Below are 18,004 nucleotides of genomic sequence, written 5' to 3'. Positions count from 1 at the left end.
GAGCTCCCGGGCCCGTCGGCTCGCCCGCTGGGCGGCGCCCGGGCCCGGGGTCAGAAGGGCGGAGGCTCGGGGTCGCAGGCATACGCGCGGCCGCCGGGCGAGGTGGCAACGAGGGTGCCCGGCGTGGGCTGGTCGTAGTGCCAGATGCCTTCGCTCTTGAGCATGTGATGCTTGCGGCAGAGGTGGGCGAGATTGTCGTGGGTGGTGGGTCCTCCGCGGGACCAGGGGACCGTGTGGTCCAGCTCGCACCGGACTGCCGGGATGCTGCATCCCGGATGTCGGCACGTCCGGTCGCGCACCCGCAGCCATTTCTTCAGATCCGCGGGGACGGCGTAGGTGTTGCGTCCCACGCTGAGGACGGCCCCGGTCTCGGGGTGGGTGAGGAGCCGCGTGAAGGAGGGTGCATGCGCGGCGAGCCGACGGGCGATGTCGGCGGGGATGGGCCCGTACCCTTCCAGATCCGCCGGCGCGTCGTCGACGCCGAGCAGGGTGAGGACCGGAACCGTGACGTTGACGTGCGCCCGGATCCGGTACCCGCCGGACGCCGAGGAACCGGGTGCGCCCCCGTGGTCCGGGCGCGCGGAGTCCCCGAGGAGGAGATCGGTGAGGACGTCGATACGCAGCTGCGGGAGCGTCCGGCGTTCGGCGGGGCCCTCGAGGGTGCGGGCCGCATGGGTGAGCCGGGCGTCGATGGCGGCGGCGTCGGTCGCCGGCAGGTGGACGTGGAGCCAGGCCATGGCGTCGTCGGCGGCCTCGAGATCCACGCGCCGTCCCTGGGCTGCGGTGCAGGCGCGCTTCTCGAGTGCTTCGGGATGCAGCTCGGTGCGGAGCCGGCGGGCCCGGTAGCTCAGCCGGGGCACGGTGGTGTCCGCGGCGATGGGCAGCAGGGCCTCCTCGAGACGGGCCGCGGCATGGTGGGGCAGGCCGAGGTATTCGTGCAGGAGCGTGGTGGCATGAGGCCACGAGATGGCACCCTCGCGGAGAGCCGAGAGGGTCCTGGGGTGATAGTTGACCAGCAGGGCGGAGTACTGGACGAGGCGGTGCGCGCTGCGCTCGGAGATGCGCAGCAGGCACGCGATCTCCGTGGCGGTGGTCGTGTCGGCGAGATTGGTGCGGTGGGGCCCGGGCCGGCCGGGCCAGAAATGGTCCATCATCTTCGTCTCGAAGACTTTTCTCAATTCCTCGGTACTCGCCGCGAGTTCGGCGTCGATCCGTGCTTTCTCGGCGTTCAGTGCGGTGATCCGATCGGAGATCCGATCGAATTCCCTCGCGTGTTCCGCTGCCGTTCCCATGGCCTTATTCTCCCGCCTGCCACCGACATTCCGAGGGCCCGGAACCGCCATTCGGCACACCTCCCGGGAGGCGAATACCTCGAGGCCGCGGGGGTCGGGCGATAGACTGGCGCCATGACTATGCCTGCTGATCCCTTCGACAACGATCCCCGCGATCCCGGCACCGGCGGCTCGACTGCGACCATCGAGCGGGAGGAGGTCCGCCAGGAGGTCGAGCCCGGCGACGCAGAGCGCTTCGCGCACTATGTGCGCAAGGAGAAGATCATGGAGTCGGCCTTCACCGGCGAGCCCGTGATCGCCCTCTGCGGCAAGGTGTGGACTCCCGGACGCGACCCCGAGAAGTTCCCCGTCTGCCCCGAGTGCAAGGAGATCTACAACGGTCTCCGCCCGGGCAACGACAAGCCCAAGGACTGACTACACCCGCCTGACCGGGCTCGCCCCACCGCGTCGGCCGGTACGGTCGGCGCCACTGGCGCGCCCGGAGGGGCAACCCACTGGCGGCGGCCGGAAGAGCCCCGCCCTGAACCCGAGGTGACATGAGCAGGACTGCGGATCCATCCACGGGCGCGACCGGCGGGGCGATGTCGCCCGAGCTGCGGCCCCTGACCATCGGGATCCTGGCGATCATCACGTGCGCGGCCTTCGAGGCGATGGCCGTGGTGACCGCCATGCCGTCGGTGGCGCGTGAGCTCTCGGGGGAGTCGAGCTACGGCCTGGCCTTCTCGATGTACCTGACGGCATCGCTGCTCGGCACCGTCGTCGCCGGCTCGTGGTGTGACCGCCGAGGACCCCGGCCGGCCCTCGCCGTCGGGCTGGGCCTCATGGTGCTGGGACTACTCGCATCGGGTGCCGCACCCGCCTTCTGGCTCGTGACGGTGGGCCGCGCCATCTCGGGTCTCGGTGGCGGTTTCATGATCGTCGCCGTCTACGTCGTGATCGGGCGGTCGTTCCCGGAGAAGGCGCGGCCCGTGGTCTTCGGCTGGCTGGCGGCCGCCTGGGTGCTACCCGCGCTGATCGGCCCGGTGGTGGCGGGCTTCGTGACCGAGCACCTCGGCTGGCGCTGGGTGTTCCTCGGCGTCGTGCCGATCGTGCTCGCGGCGGTCCTCATCGTCTGGCCGAGGACAAAGGCTCTAGGCCCGGTCGACGCCCCGGACGCCGGCTCGGCGAAGGCCCGCACCCTGCGGGGGCTCGCGCTGGCCTCCGGTGTCTTCGCCGCCCAGTGGTCGCTCGTCCATCTCGCGGACACCGAGGACCCCGGCGCCGCCACGGTGGCCGGACTGGTGGGACTCGCGGCGGCGGGCGTCGTCGTCGCCCTCCTCGTGCTCCCCGCCCTCCTGCCGAAGGGCACGCTGGTCCTCGCGCGCGGGCTGCCGAGCATCATCGCCACCCGCGGCTTCGTCAACGTCGCGTTCTTCGGGACCGAGGCCTTCATCCCGCTCATGCTCGTCAGCTCCCGCGACATCAGCCCGGGCACCGCCGGCCTGACCCTGAGCGCCGGGGCGCTCGGCTGGAGCGCAGGGTCCTTCGTCCAGGCGCGCGTGACGTTCGCCCGCCAGTGGCTCCTGGTCGCCGGATCCTCGATCCTCTCGCTCAGTCTCGGCGCCTTCGCCCTCGCCACGGCCGTGGAGGCCCCGCTCTGGATGCTCGCCGTGGTGTGGGGGCTGTCGGGCTTCGCGATGGGCATGACCCTCTCCAGCACCTCCGTCCTGGTCCTGAAGCTCTCCGCCACCAGCGAGCAGGGCAGGAACTCCGCGGCCCTGCAGATCTCCGACCAGCTCGGCGGGGTGGTCGGCACGGCCGGGGCCGGCGCCCTCTTCGCCCTCCTGCACGACGACGCCGACCCGGGGCACGTCCCCACCTTCGTTGCGATCTGGCTGGCTCTCTGGGTGTTCACGGCAGCAGGTATAGTTTCGGGTCTGAGAGGGGCCCGGTCATCCGGTGACGGCCCCGGTCTCGCCCCCAGAAAGCCAATGGAAGGTCCTGTCCCGGCGTGAGTAGTGACACCCTGTTCGGGTCCGGCGCAACCCTGCCCCCCGCATACCCCGAGCGCGCCGCCTGGGGCACGGCCCCCAAACTGCGCCAGTGGCAGAGCGAGGCGCTGGAGAAGTATTTCCACGATTCGCCGAGCGATTTCCTCGCCGTCGCCACGCCCGGCGCCGGCAAGACCACCTTCGCCCTCCGCGTCGCGACCGAGCTCGTGGAGCGCGGAGTGGTCAACCGGGTGACCGTCGTCGCCCCGACCGACCACCTGAAGCGCCAATGGGCCGACGCCGCCGCACGCGTGGGCCTCGCTATCGACCCCAACTTCAAGAACGCCGACGGCCGCCACGGCGGAGCGTTCATCGGCGTCGCGGTGACCTACGCGCAGGTGGCGAGCAAGCCCATGCTGCACCGCGCCAAGACCGAGGCCGCCCGCACGCTCGTGATCCTCGACGAGATCCACCACGGCGGCGACGCCCTGTCCTGGGGCGACGGCATCCGCGAGGCGTTCGAGCCCGCCACCCGCCGCCTCGCCCTCACCGGGACGCCCTTCCGCTCGGACACCGCCGCCATCCCGTTCGTCGAGTACGCCGAGGACCGCGACGGCATCCGCCGTTCCCGCGCGGACTACACCTACGGCTACGGCCAGGCCCTCAAGGACCACGTGGTCCGGCCCGTCATGTTCATGGCCTACTCCGGCCAGATGCGCTGGCGCACGAGCGCCGGCGAGGAGATGGCGGCCTCCCTCGGCGAGGCGTCGGTCACGAAGGACATCACCGCCCAGGCGTGGCGGACGGCCCTGAATCCCACCGGCGAGTGGATCCCCGCCGTGCTCGCGGCCGCGGACAAGCGGCTCACCGAGGTACGCCGCACCGTGCACGACGCCGGCGGTCTCGTCATCGCGACGGACCACGACGACGCCCGCGCCTACGCCGGGCAGCTCAAGCGGATCACGGGGGAGTCCCCGACCGTCATCTTGTCCGACGACGCCAAGGCGTCCTCGAAGATCGAGGAGTTCTCCGCGGGGGACAAGCGCTGGATGGTCGCGGTGCGCATGGTGTCCGAGGGCGTCGACGTCCCACGCCTCGCGGTCGGCGTCTACGCGACGTCGACGGCCACCCCGCTGTTCTTCGCCCAGGCCGTGGGCCGGTACGTCCGGGCGCGACGGCGCGGGGAGACGGCGTCGATCTTCCTCCCCTCGGTGCCCAACCTCATGGCACTGGCCAACCAGCTCGAACTCGAGCGCGACCATGCCCTCGACCGGCCCGAGAAGGACGACGAGGGGTTCGGCCTCGAGGACGCCCTGATGGAGGCCGCGAACCGCGAGGACAAGGCCTCGGACTCCCTGACCAAGCAGAAGTTCGAGGCGCTCGAATCGCAGGCGTCCTTCGACCGCGTCCTCTTCGACGGCGGCGAATTCGGGACCGGCGGCGAGATGGGCAGCGAGGACGAGCAGGATTTCCTCGGCATCCCCGGCCTGCTCGACGCCGACCAGGTGGGCCAGCTCCTGCGCCAGCGCCAGCAGGAGCAGCAGTCCCGCCGCAAGACCAGGCCGGCCGCGGTGCAGGCCGCCGAGCCGCTCGTGGTGGACCACCGCCAGCTCACCGAGCTGCGCGGCCAGCTCGCCAAGAACGTCTCGGCGTGGGCGGCCCGTACGGGCATGCCGCACGGCCAGGTCCACTCGGAGCTGCGGCGCCAGTGCGGCGGGCCGGCGGTGGCGCAGGCCAACGAGGATCAGCTCCAGCGCCGCCTGCAGAAACTGCAGGACTGGTTCATCGGGAAGAAGTAGCGGGAAGAGACCGAAGAAGGCCGGACCGGAGAGCCGGCCCGGCCTTCGCGTGTAAGTCCCTAGCGGACCAGTTCGGCGCCCGCGGCCTCCAGCTCGTCGAGTGTCTCCTCGGACCGGTCCCCGTGCACGCCCCGCGTGAGTGCGGTCTGCACCGTGACGGAGTAGCCCGCCTGCAGCGCGTCCAGGGCGGTCGCCCGGACGCAGTAGTCCGTCGCGAGGCCCACCACGACGACGTCGTCCACGTCGTGGTCGCGAAGCCAGTCGTCGAGGGTCATCGGGTCCTCGTCGGTGTCCACGGTGGCGCCGAGCTTCTGGTCTCCCGTCGGCACCTCGTCGTCGGGAGCCTTGACCCCCTCGAAGCCGGAGTAGGCGGCCTCGAACATGCCCTTGCGGAACACGGCGTCGATGCTCTCGGTGTCGAGGTCCGGGTGGAAGTCGGAGCCCTTGGTGTCCGCGACGCAGTGGACGGGCCAGGAGTCGACGAAGTCGGGGGCTTCGGAGAAGTGGCTCCCCGGGTCGATGTGCCAGTCCTGGGTGGCGACGACGTAGTCGTACCGGGCGGCCTGCTCGTCGAGGTGGTCGCTGATGTCGGCGGCGACCTGCGCGCCGCCGTCGACGGCGAGTGAACCGCCCTCACAGAAGTCGTTCTGTACGTCCACGATGATCAGTGCGCGCGTCATGATGCTGCCTCCTCGTACTCGGTGGGGATGACGGGTTCGCCGCGCTGCAGCCGCCGGACTGCTCCCGGCAGTTCGGCGATGGACTGTGCGTGCCGCTCGGCGGCGCGGGCGACGGCCTCGGGCCCGGTCCAGCCGGGCAGGACCACGCCGTCCTTCACGAACTGCTGCACGAGCGGGCGGTCGTTGCCGTCGGAGGCCGGGGTGATACCGATGCCCACGATCTCGGCTTGCGCCGTGCCGTGCTCGTCGAGGCGGCGCAGCGCGTGCTTGTGGCCGCCGACCGAGGCCTTGTTCTTGGCCGCCTTCGCAACGGCCACGAACGTGCCGCCGTCGTCCTGCCGGCTGACCAGTTTGTAGACCATGCCCGCGGTCGGAGCGCCGGAGCCGGTGACGAGGGACGTGCCGACGCCGTAGGAGTCGACGGGCGCCGAGGCGAGCAGCCCGATGGCGAACTCGTCGAGGTCGGAGGTCACCACGATCTTCGTGGTGTCGTTGCCGAGGTCGTCGAGGAGTTCGCGCACCCACCGTGCCTGGGCCACGAGGTCCCCGGAGTCCAGACGGACGGCACCCAGCTCGGGGCCCGCGACCTCGACGGCCGTGCGTACGCCCTGCTCGACGTCGTACGTGTCCACCAGGAGCGAGGTGCTGCGCCCGAGGGCGGCGACCTGCGCCTCGAAGGCCTCCCGCTCGGAGTCGTGCAGGAGCGTGAAGGAATGCGCGGCCGTCCCCACCGTGGGGACGCCGTACCGTCGGCCGGCCTCAAGGTTGGAGGTGCTGGCGAAGCCGCCGATGATCGCGGCACGCGCGGCTGCGACGGCGGACTCCTCGTGCGTGCGGCGCGAGCCCATCTCGATGCACGGGCGCCCGGCGGCGGCCCCCGTCATGCGGGACGCCGCGGAGGCGATGGCGCTGTCATGGTTCAGGATCGACAGGATGAGCGTCTCGAGGATGCAGGCCTCGGCGAAGGTCGACTCCACGGTCAGGATGGGGGAGTTGGGGAAGTAGGCCTCGCCTTCCGCGTACCCCGAGATGGACCCCGAGAAACGGAAGCCGGCCAACCAGGCGAGGGTGGTGTCGTCCACGATCCGGTGATCGCCGAGGAACGCGAGCTGGGCGTCGTCGAACCGGAAGCCGGCCAGTTCCTCGAGCAGCCGACCCGTGCCCGCGACGACGCCGTAGCGGCGGCCCGCCGGGAGGCGCCGCGCGAAGGCCTCGAACACGCACCGGCGGTGCGCCGCACCGGAGTGCAGGGACGCCTGCAGCATCGTGAGCTCGTACTGGTCGGTGAACAGCGCGCTGTTCGGTGGGGTCACCATCGGCGACGCAGGACCGGCAGCGGCCGGCGGATTCGTGGTCAGGGCATCGGTCACCCCCAAAACGATAGCCGGGCGTCCGCCGAGAGAGTACCCGGCACCCCGGGGCGGGCGGGCCGACCTAGAATGGCGACTATGACAGTAGGCTTTGCAACCGGTACCGACACCAGGGAAGAGGTGGGGACGGCCGAGAAGACCGACCTCGACCAGCCCTGGGTCGTGGTGGTGTGGAACGACCCCGTAAACCTGATGAGCTACGTGAGCTTCGTCTTCCAGTCCTACTTCGGCTACAGCGAGGCCAAGGCGCGCACGCTCATGCTCGAGGTCCACGAGCAGGGCCGTTCCGCCGTCGTCTCCGGGAGCCGCGAGAAGGTGGAGCAGGACACCGTCGCCCTCCACTCGTACGGACTGTGGGCCACCTTCGAAAAAGTCGGAAGCGAGTAGTCGGACGCCATGGCGAAACCCTTCAAATCGACGCGCCGCGGTATCACCGGAGCGCTCGAACCCGGTGAGGCACGCCTGCTGGGCGCCCTCCTCGACGACGTCGTCTCCATGCTCGAACCCGAGACGGCGCCGAGCGAGGATCCGCTGGCGGCGATGGTCGGCATGTCCGACGCCGACGCCGACGCCACAGTGCCCGACGACTCCGCCGTCCGGCGCCTCCTCCCCGACGCTGTGCGCGGCGACGACGACGAAGCGCTCGCCTTCCGCCGCCTGACGGAGCGCTCCCTGCGGGAGCAGAAGATCGGTGCGCTCCGCAGCAGTGCGCTGCTGATCGAGTCCAGCCCCATGACGCTCTCCGGCGAGCAGGCGCGGCTGCTCGCCCAGGCCCTCAACGACGTCCGGCTCGTCCTCGCGGACCGGATCGGCATCGAGACGGAGGAGGACGCCGAGCGCCTCCACGACATCGCGGACTCGAAGGACGTCGACGACGTCGACTCCTACCTCGCCCTCGTCTACAACTTCGTCACCTGGCTCCAGGAATCGCTCGTGCAGGCGATGCTGAAAGCGGTGAAGCTCGAGCGCTGACCCGCCGACCGGGACCGCCCATGCGCGCTCGGACGGGGGGCTGTGACAAAACCCACGGATCGGTGAATAGTTTTCGACGGCGGCACGTCATATGGTCGGAGATCATGAGCCCAGAGCCAACGACCACGGACCGCCGCGAGGCGCCCATCGGGATCTTCGACTCCGGCGTCGGCGGACTGACGGTCGCCCGAGCGGTCATCGACCAGCTGCCGCACGAATCCGTCATCTACGTCGGCGACACCGCGAACGGCCCGTACGGCCCGCTGCCCATTGCCCGCGTCCGCGCGCACGCACTCGGCGTCATGGACGAACTCGTCGACTCCGGCGTCAAGCTCCTCGTGATCGCCTGCAACTCGGCCTCCGCCGCGGTCCTCCGCGACGCCCGCGAGCGCTACACGGCCCGCTACGGCATCCCCGTCATCGAGGTCATTCAGCCCGCGGTGCGCCGCGCCGTCGCCGCCACCCGCTCCGGCAGGATCGGCGTCATCGGGACGACGGCGACCGTCGGCTCACGCGCCTATGACGACACGTTCGCGGCCGCCCCGCACCTGGAGATCACCTCCGTGGCCTGCCCGGCGTTCGTCGAATTCGTGGAGGCGGGCGTCACGGGCGGTGAGGCGCTCCTGCGGACGGCGGAGGAGTACCTCCGGCCGCTCAGGGACGCGGACGTGGACACCCTCGTACTCGGCTGCACCCACTACCCGCTCTTGACCGGCGTCATCTCCTACGTCATGGGGGACGCCGTCACCCTCGTCTCCAGCGCGGAGGAGACGGCCAAGGACGTCTACCGCGCCCTCGTCTCGCACGGCCTCGAGCGCGAGACCACCGCACCGGGCGTGCACCGCTTCATCGCGACCGGCGACGCCGCGGGCTTCGAGGTCCTCGCGCGCCGTTTCCTCGGCCCGGAGGTGCTCAGCGTGCAGCACGTGGACCACGTGGCCGCGCAGTACCCGACGGGCAGCCTCGCGCGGATCACGCCCGAGATGATCGCGGCTGCGGGGTTCCCGCGGTCATGAAGCTCACGATCGTCGGGTGCAGCGGCTCCTTCCCCGGCCCCCAGTCGCCGGCCTCCTGCTATCTGCTGAGCGCGCAGTGGCAGGGGCGGACCTGGCGGATCCTCCTCGATCTCGGCAACGGGTCGCTCGGCGCCCTGCAGCGGCACATGGACCTCCGCGAGATCGACGCCGTCTTCCTGTCCCACCTGCACCCCGACCACTGCATGGACCTGTGCGGCCTGCACGTCGCCGTCCACTGGGACCCCTCCGGCTGGGGGCTGCCCCGCATCCCCGTGTGGGGACCGGCGGCGACGGCGGACAGGATGGCGAGCGCCTACGGGCTCGAACTCGACCCGGGCATGCACGAGGACTTCGACTTCCGGTCCTGGGCCGACCGCGGCCCGGTGACGGTGGGTCCCTTCACGATCACCCCGTACCGGGTCCTCCATCCCATCGAGGAGGCGTACGCGCTGCGCGTCGAGGTGACCGAGACCGACGCCGACGGCGCGGACCGCACGCGCGTCGTCACCTACTCCGGTGACACCGACGCGTGCGACGGCCTGGTGGACGCCGCCCGCGACGCCGACATCTTCCTCTGCGAGGCCGCGTTCCACGAGGGCCGCGACGACGCCATCACCGGGGTCCACCTCACCGGCAAGCGGGCCGGCGACGTCGCCACCCGGGCGTCCGCCAAGCGCCTGCTCCTGACGCACCTGCCGGTCTGGAACGACGCCAACGTCGCCGTGAGCGAGGCCCGCGAGAGCTACGACGGACACCTCGCCGTCGCCGTCGCCGGCGTCTCCTACACCGTCTGACGTGACGGCGGGGCCGTCGCAAGGGGATGCTTGCCAGCGTCCTCCTCTGTGCGCCCGTCTAGACTGGACGCCATGACCCCCGCGAACCCGACGTCCGTCCCTGCCCCCGTGAGCACCGCCCCCGCCCTCCGCGCGGACGGCCGGGCACCCGACGAGCTGCGCACCATCACCATCACGCGCGGCTGGTCCAAGCAGGCCGAAGGATCGGCCCTCATCGAGTTCGGCAACACCCGCGTGCTGTGCACGGCGTCGCTGACCAGCGGCGTGCCGCGGTGGCTGAAGGGGGAGGGCAAGGGCTGGGTGACCGCCGAGTACGCGATGCTTCCCCGCGCCACGAACACGCGGTCCGACCGCGAATCGGTCAAGGGGAAGATCGGCGGCAGGACGCACGAGATCTCCCGGCTGATCGGCCGGTCGCTGCGCTCCGTCATCGACACGAAGGCGCTGGGCGAGAACACGATCGTCCTCGACTGCGACGTCCTGCAGGCCGACGGCGGCACGCGGACGGCTGCGATCACGGGAGCGTACGTGGCGCTCGCCGACGCCATCCGGTACGCCAAGGACACGAAGCTCATCCCCGCCTCCGCCTCGCCGCTCACGGACACCGTGGCCGCCGTGAGCGTCGGCATCATCGACGGCGTCCCCATGCTCGACCTCCCCTACGTCGAGGACGTGCGCGCCGAGACGGACATGAACGTCGTCGTCACCGGGTCCGGCACCTTCGTCGAGGTCCAGGGGACGGCGGAGGGCGCCCCGTTCGACCGCGCCGAGCTCGACGCCCTGCTCGACCTCGCGCTGCTGGGCACCGCCCAGCTCACGCAGATCCAGCTCGACACCCTCCGGGATTCGCGGGATGCCTGAGCAGTCCCGTCCCCGGCTCGTGCTCGCCACCCGGAACCCAGGGAAGCTGCGCGAGCTGCGCGATCTCCTGCGCGGGCAGGTACCCGGGCTCGACGTCGACACGCAGGTGGTCGACGCCGCCGCGCTCGGTGCCCCGGACGTCGTGGAGAGCGGCGTCACCTTCGAGGAGAACGCCCTGCTGAAGGCCGAGCAGACCGCCCGCGCCACGGGCGTGATCGCCGTCGCCGATGATTCCGGGCTGGCCGTGGACGTCCTCGGCGGGGCCCCCGGCATCTTCTCCGCCCGGTGGGCGGGCCGCCACGGCGACGACGCCGCGAATCTCGACCTCCTCCTGGCCCAGCTCGCAGACATCCCGTCCGAACGCCGCGGCGCGGCCTTCGTCTGCGCGGCGGCCCTCGCCCACCCCGACGGCGGTCCCGCCGGGCACACCGAACGCGGCGAGCTGAGGGGCTCGCTCCTGGCCGCCCCGCGCGGCGCCGGCGGCTTCGGCTACGACCCCGTCCTCGTCCCGAACGGACTCGACCGCACGTGCGCCGAACTCGCCCCGGAGGAGAAGAACGCGATCAGCCACCGAGGCATCGCATTCAGGGCGCTCCTGCCGCATCTCGTCGAGGCGCTGCGGTAGCGGTCGACCCGCAGCGCGCCCCGGCCACACATCTGATCTTCAGCACCCGCCAGCACAGCACACCGGCCGTCCTGCAGGACGGTCCATGAGAGGGACGGATACACCGTGAGCATTTCCCAGACAGTCCAGACGATCCACGTCGCAGCGGCGACCACGACGTCGGACGGTTCGGCTCTCGGCGCGGTCACCGACTGGGCGGTGAACCTGATGGAGACCATCGGCGCGCCCGGCGCGGGTCTGGCCATCGCCCTCGAGAATCTCTTCCCCCCTCTGCCGAGCGAGGTGATCCTGCCCCTGGCGGGCTTCACCGCCAGCCGCGGGAACTTCTCCCTGTTCGAGGCGATCCTGTGGACCACCATCGGCTCCGTCGTCGGCGCCTACGCGCTGTACGCCCTCGGCGCCTGGCTCGGCCGCGACCGCATGCGCCGCCTCGTGTCCAGGGTGCCGCTCATCGACCTGGAGGACGTCGACAAGGTGGAGGCCTGGTTCAACCGGCACGGGTACCAGGCCGTCTTCTTCGGCCGCATGATCCCGCTCTTCCGCAGCCTCGTGTCCATCCCCGCGGGCATCGAGCGGATGCCGGTCGGGAAGTTCCTCCTGCTCACCACCGCCGGGAGCCTGATCTGGAACTCGATCTTCGTGCTCGCCGGGTTCTACCTGGGGGAGAACTGGCACATCGTGGAGCAGTACGCGAGCACGTTCCAGAAGATCGTGATCGTCGCCGTCGTGCTGTTCCTCCTCTACTTCATCGTCTCCAAGGTGCGCAAATACCGGGCGAAGAAGCGGATCCAGTGACCGGGGAGCGTGCCGGCGGGGCCGCCGAGGGCCCCCTGGTCCGCGTCTGGCCGCTGTTCGGGCTCGTGCTCACGACGCCCCGGCTGGTCCTCACCCCGGTCCGCGACGAGCACCTGCCGGAGCTGATCGACGCCGTCCTCGCCGGCATCCACGACCCGGCCGAGATGCCCTTCACCGTTCCCTGGACGGACGCGCCGCGGGAGGTCCTGATCACCGAGACCGCGAGACACCAGTGGCGGGTCCGCGCCGGCGTCTCGAGGGAGAACTGGACCATCAACTTCGCCGTCCTGCACGCCGGCCGCGTGATCGGTGTGCAGGACCTCAACGCCCGTTCGTTCCCGTCGCTGCGGCGCGTCGGCTCCGGATCGTGGCTCACCCGCACCGCCCACGGCCAGGGGCTCGGGACCGAGATGCGGTCGGCCGTGCTGCAGTTCGCGTTCGACCACCTGGGCGCGACCTCCGCGGTGTCCGAGGCCGCAGCATGGAACGGTGCCTCTCTCGGCGTGTCCACGCGGCTCGGCTACGCGCCGAACGGGACCTCGCTCGTGGAGGCGCGCCCCGGGGAGGTCGACGTCCAGCAGAACCTCCTGCTCATGCGGGAGGACTTCCTACGGCCCGGCTGGGTGGTCGACGTCCAGGGCGGCGACGCCGCCCTGGAGCTTCTCAGTCCCGGGACGCCGGACTGACCGCCAGGCCCTGCGCGAGCACGCGCGAGAGGTCCGACGACGGATCGAACAGCAGCCCGTGGATCCCCAGGGACCGCGCCGCGGCGACGTTCGCGGGGGAGTCGTCGACGAAGGTCACCTGTCCCGGGGCGGCCTGGAGGTCGGCGAGGACGTGCTCGAAGATCGCCGGAGCGGGTTTGACGAGGCGCAGCGACGAACTGAAGAAGCTGTGTCCCACGAGCCTCGTCCACGGGGCGCCCGCGAACTGCAGCACCATGGCCGCCGGCATGTTCGACAGCACCGCCAGGCGTTCGCCCCGCGCCTCGAGGTCCTCGAGCACGTCGAGGACCTCGACGTTGAGGTGTGACCACTGGTGCGCATCGAGGACGTCGAACCACGCGGAGCGGGCCGGGCTGACGCGGCGGCCCTGCACGAGCGACCAGTACTCGTCGGAGGTCAGGGATCCGGCGTCGTACGCGACGCGGTGCCGCCAGTAGGAGGACCCGCGGTCCTGCAGGCGGTCGACGCCGGTCGCCTCCGCGAGCCGGTCCCAGTCCTCGGGCGTGGGGGCCGTGGAGATCACGTTCCCGTAGTCGAAGAGGTACCACCGTCGGGTGCTGTCTGTGCGGGCCATCCTCCAGCATAGGAATGGTGCCCGGCCCCCGACACCGGTACCGCGGTGAACGTCGGGTGAACGGCAGGCGCGGCGGTAAACTGGGGGTGTGGGAATCGCGTTCACGGCCATCGACTTCGAGACAGCGAACGGCTTCCGCGGCTCCCCGTGCGCCGTCGGCCTCACGAAGGTCAGGGACGGCCGAGTCGTCGAGGAGGCCTCGTGGCTCATGCGGCCGCCCGTCGGGCACGACCACTTCGATTCCCGCAACATCGCGATCCACGGCATCACCTCGGCGATGGTCGAGGACGCCCCGCGCTTCGGTGAGCTGTTCCCGGAGATCGGCGGCTTCATCGGCTCCGACGTCCTGGTCGCGCACAATGCGGCGTTCGACCTCGGGGTCATCCGGTCCGCGCTCGAGGTCTCCGCGCTGTCCGGTCCGGCCTGGGACTACGCCTGCACCGTGGTGCTCGCGCGCCGGAGCTACTCGCTGCCCTCCTACTCCCTGCCGTTCGTCGCGGAGGCGGCCGGGGTGCCCCTGCTCAACCACCACGACGCCGTCGAGGACGCCCGGGCATGCGCCGGCATCATGATCGACATCGCGCGACGGTATGACGCCCCGACCGTCGAGGGCGTGCTCTCGAGCCACAACCTGCCGCTCTCGCGTGCCGAGCCCTACGCGCCCGGCGTCGACGAGCTCTCGAAGGCCACGCGGACGGCCCTGGAGCGCGGCACCTCGCCCGCCGGCTGGTCCGGCTGGCCGGAGGAGGGCGAGAACCCGCACGCGAACGCGCAGGCCGATCCGCGGCACCCGCTGTACGGGCAGACCGTCGTCTTCACCGGTAATCTCGGCATCCCGCGACCCCAGGCCAAGGAGCGCGCCGCGCGCCTCGGGGCGCAGCCGGCGAGCAACGTCACCCGGCGCACCACGGTCCTCGTGGTCGGGGACGGCTTCGTGGCCGCCGACCTCCGCAACGGCCGCGTCACCGGCAAGGCACGGCGGGTCCTCGAACTGCACGAGCGCGGCCAGGCGATCGAGGTGCTGTCCGAGGCCGAGTTCCTGCAGATGACCGGCGGACGCTGGCCGGCCGACAGCCAGTAGCCGAACCGACAGCCAGTAGCCGAACCGGCCGACCGTCGCATACCGGCGACTCGTGACTCAGAAGCGCAGGTCGGCGCCGGTCAGCCGGGCCGAGAGATCGATCAGCCGGGAGGCCGCGTTGCGCTCCCGCGCGTGGCGCTTGGCCGGGACGACGACGGGCCGACCCGTGAGCTGGAACCAGCCGTCCGGGCCGCAGTAGGCGCCGTTCGGGATCGTGCGGTCGATCGTGGCGCGCACGAGCGGCCACGCGCCGTCGTCCTTCCCCTGCGCCACCTGCCCCATGATCCGCCGCCTCCACCGGGGCGCCGGCACGGACGGGCCGGCGGCGACCCCCGGGCGGTCCGGGGTGAGCATGCCGAGGGCCAGTCCCGGGTGGGCGACGACGCTCGTGGCCGGGCTGCCCGTGGCCTCCAGACGCCGTGCGAGCTCGAATCCGAAGGCCATGACCGCGAGCTTGGACGTCGCATAGGCGCGGGCGCCGCTGTACCTCGACGGATCCAGGAACGACGGCGTGAGGCGCGCCCACCGGTGGCTGATGCTGCCGAGGTGCACGATCCTCGTCCCCGCGGCGGACAGCGAGGGCAGGAGCCAGGCGATCAGCGCGTAGTGCCCGAGGTGGTTGGTGCCGAACTGGAGCTCGAAGCCGTCCGCCGTCGTCCGGCGCCGTCGGGACCCCACCACCCCGGCGTTCGCGAGCAGGCCGCTCAGCGGCGCCCCGTCGGCGATCGTCGCGGCGGCCGCGCGGACCGACGCGAGGTCCGCCAGGTCGAGGCTCTGGAAGGAGACCTCCGCGCCGGGATGCCGGCCGCGGATGGCGTCCATGGCCCGCTCGGCCTTGTCGGCGCTCCGCGACGCCATCACCACGGAGGCGCCGGCCGCGGCCAGCTGCTCGCAGGCGAAATAGCCGAGACCGGCGTTGCCGCCCGTGACGAGGATGCGCTCGCCGGCGAGCGGGGGGAGGTCGAGGGGATTCCACATGCGACCAAGCCTAGGGTGAACCGCCGTCCCCGGCCGCCGGATCGCCGTCGCAGGGGTGCGGGATTGCGCCGGGGACGCTGCTCAGGATCCGGTGGTCGCCTTCAGCAGCGTCCTCGCCATGGACCGGACGACGCCGGCGGCCCCGGGTGCGTCCAGGTAGGCCGGGGGCAGCGCGATCGTGCCGTGCAGCGCCCCGAGGATGCCGCCCGCGAGCGAGGCCGCGACGGCGGGCGAGGCGTCGGGGCGGCCGGCGCCCGCCGCATGCGCCAGGGCGGCGGCGAACTGGTCGCGGGGGGATGCGGCGGCCGCACCCTCGCGGGCCGCCTGGAGAGCCGCCTCCAGCGTCGCGGCGGCCGTCGTCCCCGCACCCGTCCGATCGGCCGGGGCGCGGTGTGCCGGGGCGCCCTCCGCGACAGCACGCGCCGCGTCCCTCCCCGTGCCCTCCGCCAGCTGCTGCTCCTCACCGCGTTCGGCGGCGACGGCGTCCTCGAGGGAGAGACCGTCGATGGCGAGCGACCGGATGATCCCGCTGTACAGCGCCGCGGTGGCCCGGGCGGCCGCGGATCCGTGCGTGAGGGCGGCAGCCTCGAGTGTCAGCCGTTCCACGAGGCTGGCCGGGATGCGGGGGACCAGGCCGAACGGCGCCGACCGCATCACCGCCCCCGCCCCCTCCGCGTCCGGGTTCAGGGGCCGGGCGCGCGTCCCCATCTCCCCGGTGAGCAGGGCCCGGACGGTGTCGGCGTCCGGGTCGTGGACCGGGAGGAGGTCCTCCTGCCGGTCCAGCCACCGGGCGGGCGGGGCCGGCGCCCGGGGCGGAAGGTGCTCGCCCTGGCGCATGAGCCAGCGGAGGTAGGCGAGCCACAGGCAGGCTGTCTCGTCGGCCGCCACGCCGTCGTTCGCCCACTCCAGCGCGTCGGTCAGGCCGTCCACGGTGTAGAGCGTCAGCTGGGTGGCGTCCGAGACCGCCAGATCTGAGGGGTCGGCGAGGGCGAGCAGCGGATCGTCCCCCGCCGCGGAGAGGAGCCCGTACGCATCACCTGCCATCGTGCCGAGGAGGCACCCCAGCACCCGGTCCTCGTAGGCGGCCGGGGAGCCCTGCGGCGCACTCCCGACGGCACGCGGGCCGTTCGAGGCGGGATCGGTGGTGCTGCCGGTGCCGGCGGTATCGTTCGTCATCACCGGTCCAGTCTAGGAGGCGGTGGCCTGCAGCGCCCGGGGGTTCCGTGGCGCCGGAGCCCCGACCGGGATCACGGCCCGTCGCGCGCGGATACGGAATATGTCGGAGTACGGCGGTAGCGTGAAAATCATGAAGATCCTCCACACGTCGGACTGGCATCTCGGCCGGTCCTTCCACGGCACAGGCACCCTCGACGCCCAGCGCATCTTCGTCGACAACCTGGAGAAGACGGTCCGCGAGGAGGGCGTCGACGTCGTCCTCGTCGCCGGGGATGTCTACGACCGGGCCCTGCCCGCGGTGGACGTCGTCGCCCTGTTCGACGAGGCGCTGGACCGGCTGACGCTGGCCGGCGCCCAGGTGGTCATCAGCAGCGGCAACCACGACTCCGCCACGAGGCTCGGGTTCGGCGGACGCATCCTCGCCCGTGGCGGGGTCCACCTGCGCACGCGCATCGAGGACATCTCCGTCCCCGTTCTGCGCCCCCTCGACGGCGACGCCGAGCTGGCGATCTACGGTGTGCCCTACCTCGAGCCGCGGGTGGTCGCGGAGAGCCTGCAGGCAGAGGCTCCCACGCACACCGCGGTGACCCGCGCGGCACTCGAGCGCATCCGGGAGGACCTGGCCCAGCGCTCGTCCGTGCGGCGCACCGTCTCGATCGTCCTGGCCCACACGTTCGCCGCCGGCGGCGCCGGCTCGGACAGCGAGCGCGATCTCGCCATCGGCGGGCTCGGATCGGTGCCGCTCTCCCTGTTCGACGGCTTCGACTACAGCGCCCTGGGACACCTCCACGGCCGGCAGAAGCTCTCGGAGAGCGTGCGGTACTCGGGCTCGCCCCTCGCGTATTCCTTCTCGGAGGCCAACCAGGCCAAGGGTGCGTGGCTCCTCGAGGTGACCCCGGACGGCATCGGCGGTATCCGTGCCGTGGAGTGGCCCGCACCCCGTGACCTGGCCGTCCTCAGCGGGCGGCTCGAGGAGCTGCTGGTCCGGGAGGACCTCGCCTGGGCCGAGGCGGCCTACTGCCAGATCACGCTCACCGACCCCGAACGGCCGGCGCGGGCCATGGAGCGACTGCGGGCCCGCTTCCCCGACACGCTCGTCCTCGCCTTCGCGCCGGAGGGGGGCGAGAAGGCCGACGCCCGCACGTACAGCCAGCGCATTGCCGAAGCCCGGGACGACGCCGAGATCTGCTGCGGTTTCCTCGACCATGTGCGCGGCCGGAAGGCCTCGGCCGAGGAGCAGGCGCTCGTCCGGGCCACTGTCGACGCCGCGCTGAGCCTCGCCCACGAACGGTAGGG

The 18,004-nt window shown here is 71.8% G+C and carries 19 protein-coding genes; 13 read left to right on the top strand and 6 right to left on the bottom strand.

The annotated features are described in order from the left end of the window. Positions 1-50: 50 nt before the first annotated feature. Complete coding sequence (locus C4K88_RS01950; RefSeq protein WP_167398949.1) at positions 51-1,292, bottom strand: HNH endonuclease; 1,242 nt, start codon at positions 1,290-1,292, stop codon at positions 51-53. Between the two features lie 114 nt (positions 1,293-1,406). On the opposite strand from C4K88_RS01950, the gene C4K88_RS01945 reads away from it, so the two are divergent. The 3 genes from C4K88_RS01945 to C4K88_RS01935 all read left to right on the top strand — a co-directional run bounded on the left by C4K88_RS01945 (position 1,407) and on the right by C4K88_RS01935 (position 5,061). Then, entirely contained in the window at positions 1,407-1,706 is a 300-nt protein-coding gene (locus C4K88_RS01945; protein WP_104119938.1) for a DUF3039 domain-containing protein, read from the top strand. A 122-nt stretch (positions 1,707-1,828) separates the two neighbouring features. Continuing rightward, positions 1,829-3,286 (top strand): MFS transporter, encoded by a 1,458-nt coding sequence (locus C4K88_RS01940; RefSeq protein ID WP_104119937.1) that lies wholly within the window; start codon positions 1,829-1,831, stop codon positions 3,284-3,286. Continuing rightward, on the top strand, positions 3,283-5,061 hold the full coding sequence (locus tag C4K88_RS01935; RefSeq protein ID WP_104119936.1) for a DEAD/DEAH box helicase: 1,779 nt from the start codon (positions 3,283-3,285) through the stop codon (positions 5,059-5,061). Before C4K88_RS01940 ends, C4K88_RS01935 begins: the two co-directional genes overlap by 4 nt. A gap of 59 nt (positions 5,062-5,120) precedes the next feature. Here C4K88_RS01935 and C4K88_RS01930 read toward each other — a convergent pair whose 3' ends face one another. Beyond that, positions 5,121-5,741 carry an isochorismatase family protein gene (locus C4K88_RS01930; RefSeq protein ID WP_104119935.1) on the bottom strand — a complete coding sequence of 207 codons (621 nt, stop codon included), beginning with the start codon at positions 5,739-5,741 and terminating at the stop codon, positions 5,121-5,123. Further along, positions 5,738-7,057 (bottom strand): nicotinate phosphoribosyltransferase, encoded by a 1,320-nt coding sequence (locus C4K88_RS01925; RefSeq protein WP_104119934.1) that lies wholly within the window; start codon positions 7,055-7,057, stop codon positions 5,738-5,740. Before C4K88_RS01925 ends, C4K88_RS01930 begins: the two co-directional genes overlap by 4 nt. 132 nt (positions 7,058-7,189) lie before the next feature. On the opposite strand from C4K88_RS01925, the gene clpS reads away from it, so the two are divergent. From clpS to C4K88_RS01885, 8 genes are all read left to right on the top strand, one after another. After that, complete coding sequence (gene clpS, locus C4K88_RS01920; RefSeq protein ID WP_104119933.1) at positions 7,190-7,498, top strand: ATP-dependent Clp protease adapter ClpS; 309 nt, start codon at positions 7,190-7,192, stop codon at positions 7,496-7,498. Positions 7,499-7,507: 9 nt separating this feature from the next. Next, positions 7,508-8,083, top strand: coding sequence for a DUF2017 domain-containing protein (locus C4K88_RS01915; RefSeq protein ID WP_104119932.1), 576 nt, complete (start codon positions 7,508-7,510; stop codon positions 8,081-8,083). Positions 8,084-8,187: 104 nt separating this feature from the next. After that, on the top strand, positions 8,188-9,099 hold the full coding sequence (gene murI / locus C4K88_RS01910; RefSeq protein WP_104119931.1) for a glutamate racemase: 912 nt from the start codon (positions 8,188-8,190) through the stop codon (positions 9,097-9,099). Then, complete coding sequence (locus C4K88_RS01905) at positions 9,096-9,893, top strand: MBL fold metallo-hydrolase (RefSeq protein ID WP_104119930.1); 798 nt, start codon at positions 9,096-9,098, stop codon at positions 9,891-9,893. Before murI ends, C4K88_RS01905 begins: the two co-directional genes overlap by 4 nt. A 72-nt stretch (positions 9,894-9,965) precedes the next feature. Then, positions 9,966-10,754: a ribonuclease PH gene (rph, locus tag C4K88_RS01900; RefSeq protein ID WP_104119929.1), complete on the top strand. Its 789-nt coding sequence runs from the start codon at positions 9,966-9,968 to the stop codon at positions 10,752-10,754. Beyond that, on the top strand, positions 10,747-11,379 hold the full coding sequence (gene rdgB, locus C4K88_RS01895; RefSeq protein ID WP_104119928.1) for an RdgB/HAM1 family non-canonical purine NTP pyrophosphatase: 633 nt from the start codon (positions 10,747-10,749) through the stop codon (positions 11,377-11,379). The genes rph and rdgB overlap by 8 nt, the downstream gene beginning before the upstream one ends. A gap of 105 nt (positions 11,380-11,484) precedes the next feature. Continuing rightward, positions 11,485-12,174: a DedA family protein gene (locus C4K88_RS01890; RefSeq protein ID WP_394252226.1), complete on the top strand. Its 690-nt coding sequence runs from the start codon at positions 11,485-11,487 to the stop codon at positions 12,172-12,174. After that, on the top strand, positions 12,171-12,860 hold the full coding sequence (locus C4K88_RS01885) for a GNAT family N-acetyltransferase (protein ID WP_241521655.1): 690 nt from the start codon (positions 12,171-12,173) through the stop codon (positions 12,858-12,860). The genes C4K88_RS01890 and C4K88_RS01885 overlap by 4 nt, the downstream gene beginning before the upstream one ends. Here the strand turns inward: C4K88_RS01885 and C4K88_RS01880 are convergent. Continuing rightward, positions 12,838-13,473, bottom strand: a complete 636-nt coding sequence (locus tag C4K88_RS01880; protein ID WP_104119927.1) for an HAD family hydrolase — start codon at positions 13,471-13,473, stop codon at positions 12,838-12,840. The two genes, C4K88_RS01885 and C4K88_RS01880, sit on opposite strands and share 23 nt — an antisense overlap. A gap of 88 nt (positions 13,474-13,561) precedes the next feature. On the opposite strand from C4K88_RS01880, the gene C4K88_RS01875 reads away from it, so the two are divergent. Beyond that, positions 13,562-14,554: an exonuclease domain-containing protein gene (locus C4K88_RS01875; protein ID WP_104119926.1), complete on the top strand. Its 993-nt coding sequence runs from the start codon at positions 13,562-13,564 to the stop codon at positions 14,552-14,554. Between the two features lie 57 nt (positions 14,555-14,611). Here the strand turns inward: C4K88_RS01875 and C4K88_RS01870 are convergent, their stop codons facing one another. Both C4K88_RS01870 and C4K88_RS01865 read right to left on the bottom strand, forming a co-directional pair. Next, positions 14,612-15,532: an SDR family NAD(P)-dependent oxidoreductase gene (locus C4K88_RS01870; protein ID WP_104119925.1), complete on the bottom strand. Its 921-nt coding sequence runs from the start codon at positions 15,530-15,532 to the stop codon at positions 14,612-14,614. An 81-nt stretch (positions 15,533-15,613) separates the two neighbouring features. Then, positions 15,614-16,708, bottom strand: a complete 1,095-nt coding sequence (locus C4K88_RS01865) for an ADP-ribosylglycohydrolase family protein (RefSeq protein ID WP_104119924.1) — start codon at positions 16,706-16,708, stop codon at positions 15,614-15,616. A 130-nt stretch (positions 16,709-16,838) separates the two neighbouring features. Between C4K88_RS01865 and C4K88_RS01860 the strand changes: the two genes are divergently transcribed. Then, positions 16,839-18,002: an exonuclease SbcCD subunit D gene (locus C4K88_RS01860; protein WP_104120290.1), complete on the top strand. Its 1,164-nt coding sequence runs from the start codon at positions 16,839-16,841 to the stop codon at positions 18,000-18,002. The last annotated feature ends 2 nt before the right edge of the window (positions 18,003-18,004 follow it).

Origin of the sequence: Arthrobacter pityocampae, from assembly GCF_002927275.1 — a bacterium.
Lineage (GTDB): Bacteria > Actinomycetota > Actinomycetes > Actinomycetales > Micrococcaceae > Arthrobacter_D > Arthrobacter_D pityocampae.
Note: the sequence above shows the minus strand (reverse complement) of the source record. Positions and strands in the feature narration are given on the sequence as shown.

What these genes read in the sequence shown, in the direction of transcription:
- C4K88_RS01880 (WP_104119927.1), bottom strand. Translation starts at nt 13,473, where the DNA reads ATGGCCCGCACAGACAGCACCCGACGGTGGTACCTCTTCGACTACGGG.
- C4K88_RS01950 (WP_167398949.1), bottom strand. Translation starts at nt 1,292, where the DNA reads ATGGGAACGGCAGCGGAACACGCGAGGGAATTCGATCGGATCTCCGAT.
- rdgB (WP_104119928.1), top strand. Translation starts at nt 10,747, where the DNA reads ATGCCTGAGCAGTCCCGTCCCCGGCTCGTGCTCGCCACCCGGAACCCA.
- C4K88_RS01930 (WP_104119935.1), bottom strand. Translation starts at nt 5,741, where the DNA reads ATGACGCGCGCACTGATCATCGTGGACGTACAGAACGACTTCTGTGAG.
- clpS (WP_104119933.1), top strand. Translation starts at nt 7,190, where the DNA reads ATGACAGTAGGCTTTGCAACCGGTACCGACACCAGGGAAGAGGTGGGG.
- C4K88_RS01870 (WP_104119925.1), bottom strand. Translation starts at nt 15,532, where the DNA reads ATGTGGAATCCCCTCGACCTCCCCCCGCTCGCCGGCGAGCGCATCCTC.
- C4K88_RS01925 (WP_104119934.1), bottom strand. Translation starts at nt 7,057, where the DNA reads ATGGTGACCCCACCGAACAGCGCGCTGTTCACCGACCAGTACGAGCTC.
- rph (WP_104119929.1), top strand. Translation starts at nt 9,966, where the DNA reads ATGACCCCCGCGAACCCGACGTCCGTCCCTGCCCCCGTGAGCACCGCC.
- C4K88_RS01865 (WP_104119924.1), bottom strand. Translation starts at nt 16,708, where the DNA reads ATGACGAACGATACCGCCGGCACCGGCAGCACCACCGATCCCGCCTCG.
- C4K88_RS01940 (WP_104119937.1), top strand. Translation starts at nt 1,829, where the DNA reads ATGAGCAGGACTGCGGATCCATCCACGGGCGCGACCGGCGGGGCGATG.
- murI (WP_104119931.1), top strand. Translation starts at nt 8,188, where the DNA reads ATGAGCCCAGAGCCAACGACCACGGACCGCCGCGAGGCGCCCATCGGG.
- C4K88_RS01860 (WP_104120290.1), top strand. Translation starts at nt 16,839, where the DNA reads ATGAAGATCCTCCACACGTCGGACTGGCATCTCGGCCGGTCCTTCCAC.
- C4K88_RS01915 (WP_104119932.1), top strand. Translation starts at nt 7,508, where the DNA reads ATGGCGAAACCCTTCAAATCGACGCGCCGCGGTATCACCGGAGCGCTC.
- C4K88_RS01945 (WP_104119938.1), top strand. Translation starts at nt 1,407, where the DNA reads ATGACTATGCCTGCTGATCCCTTCGACAACGATCCCCGCGATCCCGGC.
- C4K88_RS01905 (WP_104119930.1), top strand. Translation starts at nt 9,096, where the DNA reads ATGAAGCTCACGATCGTCGGGTGCAGCGGCTCCTTCCCCGGCCCCCAG.